The following is a 15,495-nucleotide window of genomic DNA, read 5'->3' on the forward strand; positions in this document are numbered from 1 at the left end:
AAATCCGATTATTGAACAACAATAATGCCAATTTTTAGTTTTATCTTAAATTAATATAATCATTTAAATTATTCGGCAAAACTAATATATTTCCCTTTATTCTATCTTAACTTTTTTCTACTTTTTCTCGGTTCGACCATTTGGTCAGAATAATTCTCCGGATGACCGCTATGTTTTGGAAAAGCCTTACACCAAACGCAAAAACAGCGGCTAAATACAAGTCTACACCAAGATGAACCCCCAGAAAAGCTAAAGATGCTGCCAGCAGGATGTTAAAGAAAAAGCCGGATACAAATACCTTTTCATCATATATATCCTGCAGATGCGCACGGATGCCCCCAAACAGGGTGTCAAGGGCAGCCAGCACTGCAATAGACAAATAATTGGAGTACTCATCAGGGATCCTGAAGTCCGTAAGAAGGCCCAGTATGGCCCCGATAAGCAAACCCAGTACGGGAAGCCACATTAAGAACTGCCTCCTTTTTCTTCTGCAGGTTCCATATTTTTTACCCGGATCGTGTCCTGATAGGCAGGGATAACAATGTTCTCCTTTGGCTTTAGGATAGTGACCCTGAGATTTTCGACAAAAAATTCTTCTGCCGATTTGGATACCTGCATCTGATTATAAAGCTTTTGAGCTGACTGCATATCTTCTGCGGCCGCTCTGACTTCAATCGGCAAAGAACTGACTGCATGGCCGTCGATTTTGGTTTCGCCGTTAATATCGCGGATGACGGTCGTATTAATGATTCTGTGCCCGTCAATCGATATTTGCTCAGCATCATGCATATTCAGCTCATTGACCAGCCTTTTAAGCAGATCAGGCGAAACATCACCGGGTGCATTGCCCAGGAGTGCTTCTTCAACAGCAGGCTCAATGAGGATGATAACCCCCGGACCTTTTACTTCCGTAAGGCCAGCTTCCTCTTTAAGCTCATCCAGCGTTTCCTTCAGCACCTGTTCTTTGCTTTGTTCCCGCTTATTTTCATATTGAGCAAGCTTCAGCTCGTTTGATCTGATTTCCCGTATCAGCCTCAGCTGAATTTCCTGTTCTTTCCGCAAGTCCTCCCTAAGCTGCCATGTGTCGCGGGTATCCCTCACCACCGGCTCTTTGACGGATTGGAACTGGACCGCAATCATAAAGCCGATCACAGCGGAAATTACCGTAAAGCTTATGATCTGATTCCTTTTCACGATTTCCACCTTACTTTCTCTGCTTCCAGTAAGTGGATCAGCCGTATTTAATTCCCCAGATTGGGTTCCATTTTGATTTCAGCCTTTTCCTCCAGCGAGAACTGGATGTTCTCGTTGACAAGCGAATCCTTGACTCCGCCTGTAAGGTTCAGCGCTGAAGAAAGAACCTCCGGATCGCCGATTGCTTCAATGATAAAAGGTGCCGGATGCTGCTTTCCATCAATTTCAATGACAGGGCCATTGCACAAAATATATGAGTCATGGGAAAGGCGCTGGCCGTTAACTGCAACAGCTGAAGCACCAGAGATATACAGTTCATTGATTACCTTGAAAACATGGTGTTCATGGACAATATAGCTGTTTACATTGGCTTCGCTGGGATTATAATCCCCGTCAGCCAATGTGACCTCCACCCCTTTGCCCAGGACGGCGACTTTCCCAAGATACATCCTGTATTTTTCTGCGTCCTCTGCCAGGTTGAAATATACCTGCGCCTCTTTTGACAAATCCTTTTCGAATTGGAGAACCTGTCCCTGTTTGCTGTCCAATTCCTTCTGGAGCCTGCGGTTGCGCTCTTCCATGCTGATGAGCTGGCTTCTCAGTGCAGAGTCCCGTTCCCACTGGCTTCCTGTCATGTCTGCTTCCTCATTTTCACTTTTTGTAAAGTGATAGGAAAATGAAAGCATATAGCCGAGAACAAGGAGCACCAATGAAAGGACAACCCGCTTACCTTTCACCTTCTTCTTCTTCTTCTCCACGGCTATCATCTCCTTCCGGACCGTAGGCTTTAAAATAAGAACCTACTTCCAGATCAATCACGCCGCTGACCCCAGGGTCCAGCTGGCTGATGATTGAAGGATAATGCGCCATCTTTTCTGAAAAGCTCCGCAATGTTGCACTAACTTCGAACCCGTCATTCATATATAGAGTAATATGATACTCGTCCGTTTCTTTAGGAGAATAATGAATCTCCGAAATTGCGTTCAGCACCTCTTTCGGAAGGCTTTCCAGGCTGTCTATCATCTCAAGGAGGACGTCGCCCTCCTTGAATCCGAGCAGCAGCGGTGCATTAACTGGAATGTCTGTGATTTCCTGTTTGCTAAGTATCATCCCGTTTTCAAGTACAGGCAAAAAACTTTTTTCTTTCGCTATGTAGGCAATGCGATTGTGCTCAGCCACCTTGATGTCAACCGTATTGGGGAGGCGGGTTTTTATTTCAGCCCCGCTGATTTCAGGCAGCTCTTTCAGTCTACCCTCAATTGCCCCCTTATCAACCTTCCAAATATTTGTTTTCTTAGAAAGGCCGCTTACGGCAATCAATTCTTTTGTCGTGTATGTCTGATTTCCGCTGATGCTGATCTCTTTTACACGGCTTAAAGGCGACTGGAAATATATCACAAAAACAATCATAGAAAAGAATAAAAGCAATAAAACGATAAGCCTGCGGTTCGCTTTTTTCCTTCTTTGCTGCTTCAGTTTGGGAATTCGATCCTCCAGCGAGACTACGTTCCCTTTCTCCATAACCTTCACCTCACTATAAAAGCTTGAGCCGCATAATGCCAATAGCCTATCAGCCTGGCAGGCAGCATAACGTTCTCGTCAGACGGAAAGCAGAATGGGCACCGGCATATCCGGATGCCGGTGTGTCTTCTGCCGGCTTTTAAAGGTTATTTCTAAGGAAATATTATATCACAATAAATGGCAGCAGTAAGGAGAATTTCCTGTTACTTTCGGCCGATAATTTCCACTTCAGTTTCCATTTTAACCTTAAATTGGGAATAGATAGTATCTTTTACATGCTCGATCAATCCAAGAACATCTTCGGCCGACGCGCTGCCGGCATTTACGATGAAGTTTCCATGCAGCTCGGAAATCTTAGCCCCGCCGATGCTGTGGCCTTTTAAACCTGCAGACTCAATCAGCTGGCCGGCATATTGTGGAAGAGGATTGCGGAAGATGCTTCCTGCACAAGGATAATTATAGGGCTGTGTTTCTTTCCGGTAATCCTTGTTCTTTTGCATCTCTGCCACTATGCTGTCCCTCTCTCCTTCCTGAAGGCTGAACACTGCCTCAAGTACGATGCCGGGCCGCTCCTTCTGAAGAACTGATGTACGGTAGGAAAATTTCATTTGCTCATTGGTGAGCCATTCCATGGTTCCATCTTCAAAGAGCACAAAAGCTTTTTTTAGGATCTTTGAAATATCAGACCCGTGGGCGCCTGCATTCATATAGACTGCACCGCCGACCGAGCCGGGGATGCCGCTTGCGAATTCCAGGCCGGAAAGGCCTTTCCGGCTGATCTGGACGGACAGGCTCACAATAGAGAATCCTCCGCCCGCAGTCACTTCAGAACCATCCACTTCCAGTTTATCCAATCCTGGGCCAAGCTTAATGACGGCCCCTTCAATCCCTTTATCTGATACAAGCAGATTCGATCCCCTGCCTATTACCCTCCACTTGATATTATGTTCACGGATAAGCTCCATTGTTTTAATGAAATTGTCTATAGATGAAGGCTCTACAAACAAATCGGCGGGTCCGCCTATTTTCATGGTTGTATGGTTGGCCAAAGGTTCTTGTTCTTTCACTTTTCCAACCTGCATATCTTTAAGCCTGCTGATCAATTCGTCCATATATACCTCCCTTTCCATTGTTTTTACTATCTTATGTCTTTTAAGCTCTTTGGGCTACTGGCCCTTCTTACGGACAAGGTCTTCCATAACGCGGTGCAGCCTTCTGGCCGCATCCGGTATCCCCAATTCCCTGGCCGCTTTTTTCATATCCTTCAGTTTCTTCTCATCAAGGAGTATTCCATCAATTGAAGCGACAAGCTTCTTGCTGGTCAGTTCTTTTTCAAGCAGAAGTTCTGCTGCCCCGTTATCAGAAAGGGCCCTGGCATTCTTCTCCTGGTGGTTGTTGGTCACATAAGGGCTTGGCACCAGTATGCTCGGGATTCCAAGTGATGTCAGCTCTGCAAGAGTGGTCGCCCCCGCCCTTGCCACAGTCAGGTCCGTGCCGGCCAAAACCTCCGGCATATTATGGACAAATGGCTTTATGATCACATTTGGCGGATTGCCGACCAGTTCTACCTCTTTTCTGACTTCCTCATAGTGCACTTCTCCTGTCACATACAGCACCTGGTAAGGCTTATCCTGCAGCTCGGCGAGCGATTTCAGCACAGCTTCATTAATCGGCCTTGCGCCCCTGCTGCCGCCAAAAATTAAAACAGAAGGGATATTTGTCTTCAGACCGGCTGAAAGCCTGCCTTTGACAGGGTCCTGGCCAATCACTTCTGAGGCGCGGGGATTTCCAGTCAAGATAACCTTTTCCGATGGAAAAAATTCTTTTGCTTCTTCAAAACAGACTGCGATTTTATCGACATATCTGCTCAGGAATTTGTTGGTCAGTCCCGGGACACTATTTTGCTCGTGTATGATTGTGGGGATGCCAAGCTTGGCAGCTGCATAGACAACAGGACCGCACACATAGCCGCCGGTTCCGATGACAATGTCCGCCTTGAAGTCCTTCAGCATTTTCCTGCTGTCAGCTGTTCCTTTCAGGAATCTGAATACAGTTTTCATATTTTCAAAAGACAGCTTTCTTTTGAAGCCAGTGATATGTATAGATTTAAACGGGATGCCTTCTCTTTCCACGAGAGTGCTTTCGAGCCCCTTTTCTGTGCCTATATATAAAAACTCTGTGTCTTTATTCTCTTTTTGAATTTCTCTGATCAATGCGAGTGCAGGATATATATGTCCTCCTGTACCGCCTCCGCTGACTGCAATTCTCATGACTTTCACCTCAAAGAAGAGTGTTGGTATTTAGCAGGCATTAATAGCCTTAAAGGGGTGGCAGCACAAAGTTTCCCTTAAAAAACACTCTCACGCTTTACCCCATTCTACTATAATCTAAACGGCTCTAATAAGCCATAACATTAATGTCATGCAAATGTAATAAAAATCCTTAAAATATCTGGATAGTCACCCTGATTTTTGAAGCTGTACAGAAGAAAGCTTCTTTCCCTTGTAAAGCCAGCCCGGAAAGTAAAAAGAAACCCTGTCGGAAACAGGGTCAATATCTCGCATGCCGGCTTATATTCAGGAGGACTCCGATCGCCATCAGCATTAGAGTGAGGGATGAACCGCCATAGCTGAGGAAAGGGAGTGTAATCCCAGTTACCGGCATCAGCCCGGTAACAACCCCGATGTTTATCATAACCTGGATCGCCACCATCGCAATGATTCCCACGGCAAGGAAGCTGCCGTACAAATCAGGTGCTCCCAGCGCAATCCTTATCCCCCTCCAGAGGAGGAGAGAAAACAATAAAAGCACGAAAGAACCACCGATGAAACCCAATTCTTCCGCCAGGATGGCAAAAATAAAATCGGTCTGGGGTTCAGGCAGATAAAAAAACTTTTGCCTGCTCTCCCCGAGGCCAAGGCCGAATAGCCCGCCTGGCCCTATTGCATATAATGACTGGATGATCTGGAAGCCGCTCCCAAGCGGATCCTCCCATGGATCAAGGAATGATGTGATCCGCTTCATCCTGTACGGAGCTGACAGCACCAGCCCCGCAAAGCCCCCCAGGCCGATAAGCCCAAGAACAGCAAAATGGCTTATCTTCGCCCCGGAGATAAATATCATAACCACACAGGTCCCGATCATCACGGTCCCTGTCCCAAGGTCAGGCTGAAGCATAATCATCCCGAATGCAAGAAATGCGAGCCCAAGGGAAGGGAGGAGCCCCTTGCGGAAAGAGGTTATCAGCTTTTGCCTTTCAGAAAGGTACTTAGCCAGGAACGCAATCATGGCAAGCTTCATGAATTCGGAAGGCTGGATGGAAAATGCCCCTACGCCTATCCAGCTCCTTGATCCATTCCTTACATTTCCCACCCCGGGAATAAGAACGAGAACCAGCAGTACAAAGCAAATAATTACAATTGCCTTGGCCCAGGTCCTCCATGTCCAATAATCGATATTCATGATAAAAAACATGGCCATGATGCCTGCAGCTGCAAAGAGCATCTGCCTCTTCGCAAAGAAAAAGGAATCATCAAACTTATACTCTGCCCAAATGGCACTGGCGCTGTATACCATAATGAGGCCGACTGCCAGCAGAGTAAATGTAACTAAAATCAATATAAAGTCCGGAGTAGATTTTTTTGTTGGCAACAGAATACACCTCGAATGCAAGTTTTAGGGCCTGCATGAGCATGCATTCTAGTTTGCAGCACAATGAAGATGCAGTCGCTCCCGGACGGTCAGCGCCCGGGACAAGCCCTTACTTAAGCTTATGCACCGCATCGATAAAAATGTCTCCCCTGACCTCAAAAGTTTTGTATTGGTCCCAGCTTGCACATGCCGGCGAGAGGAGAATGACATCGCCCGGCTTTGAAAGCCTGTGGGCGGCGGGTACGGCGCTAGCAACATTATCGACACGCATGATCGATTTTATTCCCGCAAGCTTTCCTGCCTCTTCTATTTTTCCGGCTGTCTGCCCAAAGGTGATCAATGTTTCTACATTAGCCAGTGAAGGGATCAATTCTTCAAAGCCATTGCCGCGGTCGAGGCCGCCGGCCAGCAGTATGACAGGAACATCAAAAGCGGCAATGGCATTTTTCGTAGCAAGTATATTAGTAGCCTTGGAATCATTGTAGAATTTCCGTCCATCCACTTCACCGATATACTGAAGTCTGTGTTTGACACCTGCAAAAGAGGACATGACCTTAAAGATCGCTTTATTATCCACGCCTGAAAGCTTCGCGGCTGCAATCGAAGAAAGAATGTTCTCCAGATTATGATTGCCGGGAAGGGATGCATCTTCCCGCTTCATGACAGGCTCCCCATTAAAGCAGATCCAGCCATCCTTTACACATGCCCCTGCCTCAAGAACCCTGCTGACAGAGAACGGCACAATCCGGGCGCGGCTTTCTTCTGCTAATTGAATGACAGCCTCCTGATCAGCATTGATAATAAAGTAATCTTCTTCTGTCTGGTTTTTAGTAATATTGGCTTTGGCTTCAAAGTAATCATGCCTTGTCCCATGATAATCCAGATGGGCATCATACAGATTTGTAAGAATCGCGATTTTCGGCCTGAAGGCCTCTATGCCCATCAGCTGGAAAGAAGACAGCTCAATGACAATGGTATGATCGGATCTTGCACCTTCAGCAACGCCTGTGGCAACAGTCCCAATATTCCCCGCAATCAACGGCGACTTTCCGCCCGCTTCCAGCATTTCATGGACAAGGGTTGTGGTTGTTGTCTTCCCGTTCGTTCCAGTGATCGCGATAAATGGCGCTTCGGAAATCTGATAAGCAAGCTCCACTTCTGTAATGACAGGAATGCTGCGCTCCATGGCGCCCTCTATCATTGGATTATGATAAGGGATTCCCGGGTTCTTAACAATAAGTTCAAACCCTTCATCCAAAAGCTCTATCGGATGGTCTCCGCAAATAACCTTGATCCCCTGCTCAAGCAAGCCCTGGGCTTCCGGATTTTCAGATAAAGGCTTCATATCATTAACAGTAACGAAGGCCCCCAGCTTGTGCAGCAGGGAAGCTGCACTCACCCCGCTCTTGGCGAGTCCGAGTACAAGAATTTTTTTATGATTGTAAGTATCTATCTGCTTCAATTATAACCACACCTCGATATAGATTCCCAGGATTGCAAACAGGAGCCCGACTGTCCAGAAAGTCACTACTACGCGCCATTCCGACCAGCCGACAAGCTCATAATGGTGGTGAAGGGGACTCATTTTAAAAATCCTCTTGCCAGTTGTTTTAAAAGATATTACCTGCAGAATAACAGAAAGCGTCTCAATGACAAAAACTCCCCCGATGATGATCAGGATGAACTCAAGCTTTGTCAGGATGGCAACAGTTGCAATTGCACCGCCCAGGGCAAGCGAACCGGTGTCGCCCATGAATACTTTTGCCGGATGGGCATTGAATACAAGGAATCCCAGGACTGCACCCACAACAGCAACTGAAAAAATCGACACTTCAAATTGGGACTGGTTCCATGCCAGAACAGCAAAGGCACCGAACGCGATTGCCGCAGTACCGGAAACAAGTCCGTCCAGCCCGTCTGTCAGATTGACAGCGTTGGAAAAGCCGACGAGCCAAAAAATGATGAACAATGCATAGCTCCAGCCTAAATCAATGGACAGATCTGTAAATGGAATAGACACCTCTGTTGAAAATTCATTTGTCTGGAAGATGAAATAAAAAATGAGCGATATGATAATCTGGCCCAGCAGCTTTTGCTTAGAAGTAAGGCCTAGATTCCTTTTTAGCGCCACCTTGATGAAATCATCTAGAAAACCGAGAAGCCCAAAGCCCAGTGTGACCAGCAGGACCATATATATCTCCGCTGTAGGCTCTGCAAACTTGCTGGACATCACCAGGGTAGTCACAGTAACCGAAAGCAGAATCATGATCCCGCCCATTGTCGGCGTACCGGTTTTTTTCTGGTGCGACTGCGGTCCTTCCTCCCGGATGCTCTGGCCGAATTTCAGCCTTCTAAGGAAAGGGATGAAAATGGGAGATAGTAGGACTGTTATTAAAAACCCCATCAGGATTGTCAGAAATATTGCCTGCTCCATCATTTTATTCCCCTCCTTCCTGTAATGCCCGCTCATTCATTACTGCAATATCATATGTAGTGAGCCTGTCATTAAGACTTTTATTTTCTATCTTATGGTAGTTATGGGCAGCCATGCCGCATTCGGCACCGCTGGATTGAATAGTATTCGTCATGATCAAAAGCCTTTCAGTATATCTATTTATTATTTGTTATAGAGTATATCATCGGAGCAGCAGCTTTCCCGGCTGCTGCCCTGGTTATCTGTTTTGTATAGCTTCTCTAGCTGCAGTCCTGTCGTCAAAGTCAAATGTCTGCCCGCCGATCTGCTGGTATGTTTCATGCCCTTTGCCTGCTATGAGAATCACATCTCCCTTGCCTGCAGCACCAACACTGTATGCTATTGCCTCTTTGCGGTCTGCTATCATTGTATAATTTCCTTCAGGGACGCCCGCAGCCATATCTTTCAATATTTCTTCCGGATCTTCGCTTCTCGGATTATCCGATGTAAATACCGCATCAGTTGCAAGCCTGCAAGCGATTTTAGCCATCAGTGGCCTTTTGGTTCTGTCTCTGTCACCGCCGCAGCCAACTACGACGAAAATCCGGCCCTCAGCAAACTCTTTTACCGTTTCCAATGCATTTTCCAGACTGTCAGGAGTATGCGCATAGTCGACAATCACAGAAAAATTCTGTCCGGCATCCACTGTTTCAAATCTGCCCGGGACACCTTTGACAGTTGAAATGGATTCCAGGATCGCTTCGAGCTCAAGACCTGAAGCCAAAGCTGCCCCAATTGCAGCCAGCACATTATAAACACTGAATTTGCCGATCAGCTGCATGGCAACAGGGTGCACGCCAAACGGGCTGACAAGGTCAAATGAAGTGCCTCTGGCATCCATCTGGATGTGCACGGCACGCAAATCCGCCTCATTATCGATTGCATAGGTCAGAATCTGCGCGGCAGTCGATTTCCTGTATTCGGCGCTTGCCGGATCATCGGCATTCAGTACAGCATACTTAGGTTTATTGTGATAGAACGCGCTCCCAAGCTGTGCAAAAAGCAAGCCTTTAGCCCTTCTGTATTCGTCCATTGTATTGTGGTAATCCAAATGGTCCTGTGTCAGATTAGTAAATACGGCCACATTGAAATCACAGCCATGGACGCGCCCTTCATCAAGTGCGTGGGAGCTTACTTCCATAACAGCCGCTTCCACTTTCTTTTCGACCATGGAAGCAAAGGTCTTCTGCAATGTCAGGCTTTCCGGCGTCGTATTCTTCGTTTCAAGCGTCTCGCCGGCGACTTTGGTGTACATCGTCCCGATGAGGCCCGTGCTTTTGCCGGCATCAGCCAGAATCTTTTCAATAAGATGGCTTGTCGTCGTTTTCCCGTTTGTACCGGTGATTCCAATCAAATGCAGCTGCTGGCTTGGCTGGCCGTAGAAAGCATCCGCCAGTACAGCCATGGCCCTTGCTGTATCCTTGACAATGATGACAGGGACATTCAGCGAAAGCTCCCTCTCAGCCAAAACGGCCGCCGCCCCGTTCTGGACAGCTGTTTCTGCATAATGATGTCCATCAACCGTAAAGCCCTCGATGCAGATGAACAAGCTCCCTTTTTTCACTTGCCTGCTATCATTTTCTATGGACACAATTTCAGGATTATCACCACCAAAAGGTTTAAAGGGGTGGAGATAGTGTAGCAGTGTATGTAATTTCAATTGAACCCATTCCTCTCATTCCGCAGGAAAGACAGGCAGCATCAGCCTGCATCATCCCCTGCCGTTTTGCTCAGTCGGCCACGCAGCGGATCTGCAGCTGCTTTTTTCATAGCTGAAAAAGCAGCTGTATGCTTTCCCTAAAGCTCTCAGCCAAAATAATTCCTGCATGGCGACTTATATTTTACATGATTATTCTTCTTTTAGCCATTTAGTAATGAAAATTTAAAGAAAAACTTCCTTTGACTGAAATGGATGAATAAATTCCTTTTGCTTCTTACTAAAGAAAACGGGCAGCGCTGACCGGCCGCCCGCATCCTGCTCTTATTTGTCATCAAAATACAGTCTGATTGTTGACCCTTCCTTCAGTTTCACACCAGGCTGAGGGGTTTGCCTGACAACTGTCTCGCCTTCCCCGCTGCCGTCTATTTTCAGGTTGACAATCAATTCGCCGAGCTCCTTTTTCGTAATGCCTACTAAATCGGGCACTTCCACCATCGGAGTATCCAGCCATGTCAGCTCTTTTTCAAGCTGTTCCTTTCTCGGCTCAACACCCATTGCCCTAAGGCTGTCGCCCATGATATTCCCGACGATCGGTGCAGCAACCACCCCGCCAAACTGGATAGTGCCTTTAGGATTGTCAACTGCCACATAAACAACAAGCTCAGGATCGTCCGCAGGGGCAAAGCCTATAAAGGACACAATATGATTGTTCTCGAGATATCTTCCGTTTTCCGCCTTTTGCGCAGTCCCGGTTTTGCCGCCGACCCTGTATCCGTCTACGAACGCTTTTTTCCCGGACCCTTGAGCCACTACACTTTCAAGTGCTAGGCGGATTTCCTTAGAAGTTTCCTCTGATATGACCTTCCTCTTAGCCTCAGGGGTTTTTCTCATCACGATTTCACCTGAAGCAGGGTCAATCAGCTCTTTTGCTATAAATGGTGTATACAGCGTCCCGCCATTGACGGCTGCTGATATTGCTGCAACCTGCTGGATCGGCGTAACGGAAACACCCTGTCCAAAAGCAGTGGTCGCCAGTTCAACCGGACCGACATTTTCAAGATCGAATAAGATCCCTTTTGATTCACCCTGAAGATCTATGCCTGTTTTTGCACCAAAACCAAAGTCTTTAATATATTTAAACAGTGTTTCCTTCCCAAGCCTTTCTCCTAATTCCACAAAGCCCGGGTTGCATGAATTCTGCACGACTTCGAGGAATGATTGGCTTCCATGCCCCCCTCTTTTCCAGCAGCGCAGCTTCGCTCCTCCTACTTCAGTGTAGCCCGGATCATGAAAGTGATCTTCGGCAAGGTCTACTTTCCCTTCTTCAAGGGCAGCTGCAAGAGTGATGATTTTAAAAGTGGAGCCCGGCTCATATGAGCTCCAGACCGGCAGGTTCCGGTTGTAAATATCCGGCGCAACGTTCCGGAAATTGGCAGGATCAAAGTCCGGCCTGCTTGACATTGCGAGGATTTCCCCTGTATTCGGGTTCATGGCAATCGCAATGATCCCGTCCGGATTATAGGCCGCCTCTGCAATATCCAGCTCCCTCTCGACAATCGTCTGCACCTTCGAGTCGATCGTCAGCTTCAGGTCCATGCCATCGACCGGCGGCTTATAATCATCTGCCATATCATTCATCCGCTGTCCTTTTGCATTTGCGTAAAATTTGACAGAGCCTTTCTCGCCCTTCAGATCTTTGTCATAGTAAAGCTCCAGCCCCATCAGCCCCTGGTTGTCGATCCCGGCAAATCCGAGCACATGTGAAAGATAATTGCCAAAAGGATAATGCCGCTTGGAGTCCTCGGCGATATAGACCCCAGCCATTCCCTCTGCCCTGATTTCTGTTGCTTTTTCATGGGAAATTTTTCTGCCCTCAGGTATTTTCACACTTGATGCCTGCTTGGTGATCAGCTGAAGCGCCTTCTCCTCGGACATATTCAGTATGGCGGCCAGCTTCTCAGCCGTCTCATCAGGATCCTTTACCTGCCTTGGAACGACATAGACGGTCGGGGCACTGACATTGGTTGCCAAAGCCACACCATTGCGGTCGACGATTTCTCCCCTTTCCGGCTCGAACGGGATGTCCCGGCTCCACAGCTCTTTAGCTTCATCCGTCAGCATGCTGCCAAGGAAAAACTGGACATATCCGAGCCGGATATCGATGATGAAAAAGATGAGTATGCCTGCCAATAAAGCAATGGTCAACCGTTTTCTTACGGTAACATTTGAAACGCGCATGAAAAACGAACCTCCTTCAATTATGGCTCGTTCAACTATATGCTTGTACCGGCACAAATAGAACGCACCGCCTGAAACGGTGCGCCCTTTACTGTTAATCCAATACTTCTTCCTCTTCAGCGTCTTCCCCGCCGGCAGCTTCATCCTCTTCGGCAGCTGACCGGCTGTATTGTTCCAGAGGCGTTTCAAAGTCCACAATTAGAAACTCGCCTTCTTTGACTGGAGATCCCGGGGAAAGATTCTGTTTGACTGCAAAGCCGCTGCCTACCGTATTCAGCTTCAGGCCGGCAATTTTAGCCGTCTTCATAACATCCCTCATAGACCAGCCCTGCATATCAGGAACATTCAAAGTCCCGTCCGTTTTAATGACTACCCGTTCCCCTTCGAGTATAGAAGCTCCCGGTTCCGGAAGCTGTCCCGTTATTTTGCCGCCCTTCCCGATCACCGCCGGCACAAACCCTGCGCCGCTCAGCTTTTTGGCAGCATCATCCGCAGAAAGGCCTGCAACATCCGGAACCTCTTTTGCTTCGACCTTCGTCTGCTTTGAAGGTTCTATATTCAAATATTGAAGGCTGTTCTGCATAACCGGCTTGAATATCTGCGATACAGGCAGAGACCCTTTTACGTAATCATCGATTTGCGGCTGTTGGACTGCCACATACATGACCAGCTCAGGATCTTCTGCCGGCGCCATGCCCATGAAGGAGAAAACATAGTTTTCTGGCCCGGTCAAATATCCGCCTGATCCCGGAATCTGTGCGGTTCCGGTTTTCCCGGCAACTTTATAGCCTTCCAGATTATATTTTTTATAGCCTGTACCTTTCTCTGATGAAACTACTGTTTCAAGTATATCAAGGACTTCCTTCGCCGTTTTTTCGGATATCGGCTTTCCGGCGCTTTCAGGCTTTGTGTCCTTGATTACTTCTCCTGTTGCTGAATCAACGATTTTGTCAATCACATGGGGCTTCATCATCTGCCCTTTATTCGCAATGGCGGTTGCTGCCTGGATCTGCTGGATCGGCGTGACAGCCGTCCCTTGTCCGAATGCAGTGTTTGCCTTTTCAATCGGATACTGATAGGCGAATTTAGCACCTGTTTCATTCGGAAGGTCTATTCCGGTAGGATTATCAAACCCAAACCTGGTCAAATACTTCCTGAAAGCATCAAAGCCAAGCTGCTCTTTGGCAATTTTTGCAAAAGCAACATTGGAGGATCGCTGCACTCCTTCGAGATAGGTGATTGAACCCCATCCCCGTCCATAGTTATGGTCCCGGACCGGCCTTGATCCCTTGTCCACCACATAGGTCCCTGACTCATACCAGGCATTGGGATTGAACTGCCCTTCTTCAATCGCAGATGCCAGCGTAAATATCTTCATGGTCGAACCAGGTTCAAATGAAGTCTCGATTGCCTCATTATACCAATCATCTGACAGGCCTTCCCTTGTCTGGGGATGGAAGGACGGCCGCTGAGACATGGCCAGGATGTCCCCTGTCTTAGGGTCAGCCACGATCGCCACCATTTTCTTCGGATTATATTCTTTTTGGACACTATTCATGCTGTCTTCCAGAAATGTCTGGATTTTTTTATCGATCGTCAGATAAACATCATTTCCATCCTTGGCCGGTTTTACCTTTTCGTCAGTCCCCGGGAGAAGATATCCCCAGTGATCTTTTTCATAGGTTACCTTCCCATTGATGCCGCTCAGGACGGTGTTCAGGCTTTTTTCTATCCCGAGCTTTCCGACTGCCGGCGTTCTTTCCGGCTCATCCTTATCCTCTTCTTCGGGCTTTTCAACATAGCCCACCAGATGGGATGCAAACATACCATTAGGGTAGAATCGCTTGATTTCCGGCCGGAAAGAAATTCCCGGAAGCTTCAGGTCCTCGATTTCCCTCTTAAGCGAATTGGATATATTGCGGCCTGCCGTACCAAACTCCACCTGTTTGGCATCAGGCTTTGATAGAATCCTCTTAATCTCGGATTCTTCCAGGTCAATTACCTTGGAAAGCTCCCTTGCCGTTTTATCTTTGTCAACCACGTGCTTAGGCTTCTTTTTGTTGACAGTCATATCTTTATCAAGAATGGCAACCAGCGTAAATGAGCTGGCGTCCTCTGCTACCACATCGCCCCCCCGGTCATAGATGGTTCCCCTTTTCGCCTCAAGGACGCGTTCATTGGTATACTTCTGCTCCGCTTTTGCCGCCAAAGGCTGGCCGCCCGCTTCTCCTGTTATTTGAATTGACACAAATCTGTACATCAGAACAAAAAAGAGCAGGCTGAATATTACAAATAATATCGCTGCTCCATAATTGATATTTGGCTGTTTTTTCATCATTTATCCTGTACACCTCTGACATTTTCATTAAGTGTCAGACCAAGAGATTTTGCTTTTTCAAAAATGCGCTCGTATGTACTTAGCTCGCTGATTTGCATTTCAAGCTCGCGATTTGATTTTTCTTTCTCGTTTATAGAGGTTTGGATATCCTGGATATCTTTGTTCATCTCATAAATGGCAGCCTGGTTTGAAATGATGTGGACAGCGCCAAAACAGACAATGGCCCCAAAAACGACACCCATTATTTTTTCGCCGGGCGAGAGCCACAGGTTCTTAATCTTAACCTTCTTCACCTTTACAGCTGTCTTGTGCTGCTGTACTTCCTCCTGCTGCATTTTCCTTGCCAAGTTGCTCATTTTATCCCTCCTGTGATCATATAGGGCCGGACAATGCCTGGCCTTAATTTTTATATTGGGGCAA

14 protein-coding genes are annotated in these 15,495 nt (G+C 47.2%); all 14 read right to left on the minus strand.

Going from position 1 to position 15,495, the window contains the following annotated elements; translation table 11 throughout:
* Positions 1–106: 106 nt before the first annotated feature.
* The gene (locus CYJ37_RS16150) at positions 107–466 is read right to left on the minus strand and encodes a small basic family protein (protein WP_009791189.1); all 360 of its coding nucleotides are present in this window, start codon (positions 464–466) and stop codon (positions 107–109) included.
* The gene (locus CYJ37_RS16155; RefSeq protein WP_022543698.1) at positions 466–1,194 is read right to left on the minus strand and encodes a DUF881 domain-containing protein; all 729 of its coding nucleotides are present in this window, start codon (positions 1,192–1,194) and stop codon (positions 466–468) included. Before CYJ37_RS16155 ends, CYJ37_RS16150 begins: the two co-directional genes overlap by 1 nt.
* 47 nt (positions 1,195–1,241) lie before the next feature.
* Entirely contained in the window at positions 1,242–1,961 is a 720-nt protein-coding gene (locus tag CYJ37_RS16160; protein WP_101550661.1) for a DUF881 domain-containing protein, read from the minus strand.
* Entirely contained in the window at positions 1,921–2,715 is a 795-nt protein-coding gene (locus CYJ37_RS16165) for a cell division protein FtsQ/DivIB (protein ID WP_094767509.1), read from the minus strand. Before CYJ37_RS16165 ends, CYJ37_RS16160 begins: the two co-directional genes overlap by 41 nt.
* Before the next feature lie 203 nt (positions 2,716–2,918).
* Entirely contained in the window at positions 2,919–3,827 is a 909-nt protein-coding gene (murB, locus tag CYJ37_RS16170) for a UDP-N-acetylmuramate dehydrogenase (RefSeq protein ID WP_101550663.1), read from the minus strand.
* A gap of 54 nt (positions 3,828–3,881) precedes the next feature.
* Positions 3,882–4,985, minus strand: coding sequence for an undecaprenyldiphospho-muramoylpentapeptide beta-N-acetylglucosaminyltransferase (gene murG, locus CYJ37_RS16175; protein WP_009791183.1), 1,104 nt, complete (start codon positions 4,983–4,985; stop codon positions 3,882–3,884).
* A 280-nt stretch (positions 4,986–5,265) separates the two neighbouring features.
* Positions 5,266–6,366 (minus strand): stage V sporulation protein E, encoded by a 1,101-nt coding sequence (gene spoVE, locus CYJ37_RS16180; RefSeq protein WP_022543696.1) that lies wholly within the window; start codon positions 6,364–6,366, stop codon positions 5,266–5,268.
* A gap of 109 nt (positions 6,367–6,475) precedes the next feature.
* Positions 6,476–7,828 carry a UDP-N-acetylmuramoyl-L-alanine--D-glutamate ligase gene (murD, locus tag CYJ37_RS16185; RefSeq protein WP_094767511.1) on the minus strand — a complete coding sequence of 451 codons (1,353 nt, stop codon included), beginning with the start codon at positions 7,826–7,828 and terminating at the stop codon, positions 6,476–6,478.
* Positions 7,829–8,803, minus strand: a complete 975-nt coding sequence (mraY, locus tag CYJ37_RS16190) for a phospho-N-acetylmuramoyl-pentapeptide-transferase (protein WP_009791179.1) — start codon at positions 8,801–8,803, stop codon at positions 7,829–7,831.
* Position 8,804: 1 nt separating this feature from the next.
* Positions 8,805–8,954 (minus strand): hypothetical protein, encoded by a 150-nt coding sequence (locus CYJ37_RS27335; RefSeq protein WP_009791178.1) that lies wholly within the window; start codon positions 8,952–8,954, stop codon positions 8,805–8,807.
* Positions 8,955–9,038: 84 nt separating this feature from the next.
* Complete coding sequence (locus CYJ37_RS16195; protein WP_101550665.1) at positions 9,039–10,499, minus strand: UDP-N-acetylmuramoyl-L-alanyl-D-glutamate--2,6-diaminopimelate ligase; 1,461 nt, start codon at positions 10,497–10,499, stop codon at positions 9,039–9,041.
* Positions 10,500–10,820: 321 nt separating this feature from the next.
* Complete coding sequence (locus CYJ37_RS16200) at positions 10,821–12,737, minus strand: stage V sporulation protein D (protein WP_022543694.1); 1,917 nt, start codon at positions 12,735–12,737, stop codon at positions 10,821–10,823.
* Positions 12,738–12,831: 94 nt separating this feature from the next.
* Positions 12,832–15,075, minus strand: a complete 2,244-nt coding sequence (locus tag CYJ37_RS16205) for a penicillin-binding protein (protein ID WP_009791174.1) — start codon at positions 15,073–15,075, stop codon at positions 12,832–12,834.
* Positions 15,072–15,431, minus strand: coding sequence for a cell division protein FtsL (gene ftsL / locus CYJ37_RS16210; RefSeq protein ID WP_009791173.1), 360 nt, complete (start codon positions 15,429–15,431; stop codon positions 15,072–15,074). Before ftsL ends, CYJ37_RS16205 begins: the two co-directional genes overlap by 4 nt.
* Positions 15,432–15,495: the final 64 nt, after the last annotated feature.

This window comes from Bacillus sp. UMB0728 (genome assembly GCF_002858875.1).
GTDB classification, from domain to species: Bacteria; Bacillota; Bacilli; order Bacillales; family Cytobacillaceae; genus Bacillus_AB; species Bacillus_AB infantis.

Coding starts and splice junctions, on each gene's coding strand:
- murB (WP_101550663.1), bottom strand. CDS start 3,827: ATGGACGAATTGATCAGCAGGCTTAAAGATATGCAGGTTGGAAAAGTG.
- mraY (WP_009791179.1), bottom strand. CDS start 8,803: ATGATGGAGCAGGCAATATTTCTGACAATCCTGATGGGGTTTTTAATA.
- CYJ37_RS27335 (WP_009791178.1), bottom strand. CDS start 8,954: ATGACGAATACTATTCAATCCAGCGGTGCCGAATGCGGCATGGCTGCC.
- CYJ37_RS16165 (WP_094767509.1), bottom strand. CDS start 2,715: ATGGAGAAAGGGAACGTAGTCTCGCTGGAGGATCGAATTCCCAAACTG.
- ftsL (WP_009791173.1), bottom strand. CDS start 15,431: ATGAGCAACTTGGCAAGGAAAATGCAGCAGGAGGAAGTACAGCAGCAC.
- murG (WP_009791183.1), bottom strand. CDS start 4,985: ATGAGAATTGCAGTCAGCGGAGGCGGTACAGGAGGACATATATATCCT.
- CYJ37_RS16200 (WP_022543694.1), bottom strand. CDS start 12,737: ATGCGCGTTTCAAATGTTACCGTAAGAAAACGGTTGACCATTGCTTTA.
- CYJ37_RS16205 (WP_009791174.1), bottom strand. CDS start 15,075: ATGATGAAAAAACAGCCAAATATCAATTATGGAGCAGCGATATTATTT.
- CYJ37_RS16150 (WP_009791189.1), bottom strand. CDS start 466: ATGTGGCTTCCCGTACTGGGTTTGCTTATCGGGGCCATACTGGGCCTT.
- CYJ37_RS16160 (WP_101550661.1), bottom strand. CDS start 1,961: ATGATAGCCGTGGAGAAGAAGAAGAAGAAGGTGAAAGGTAAGCGGGTT.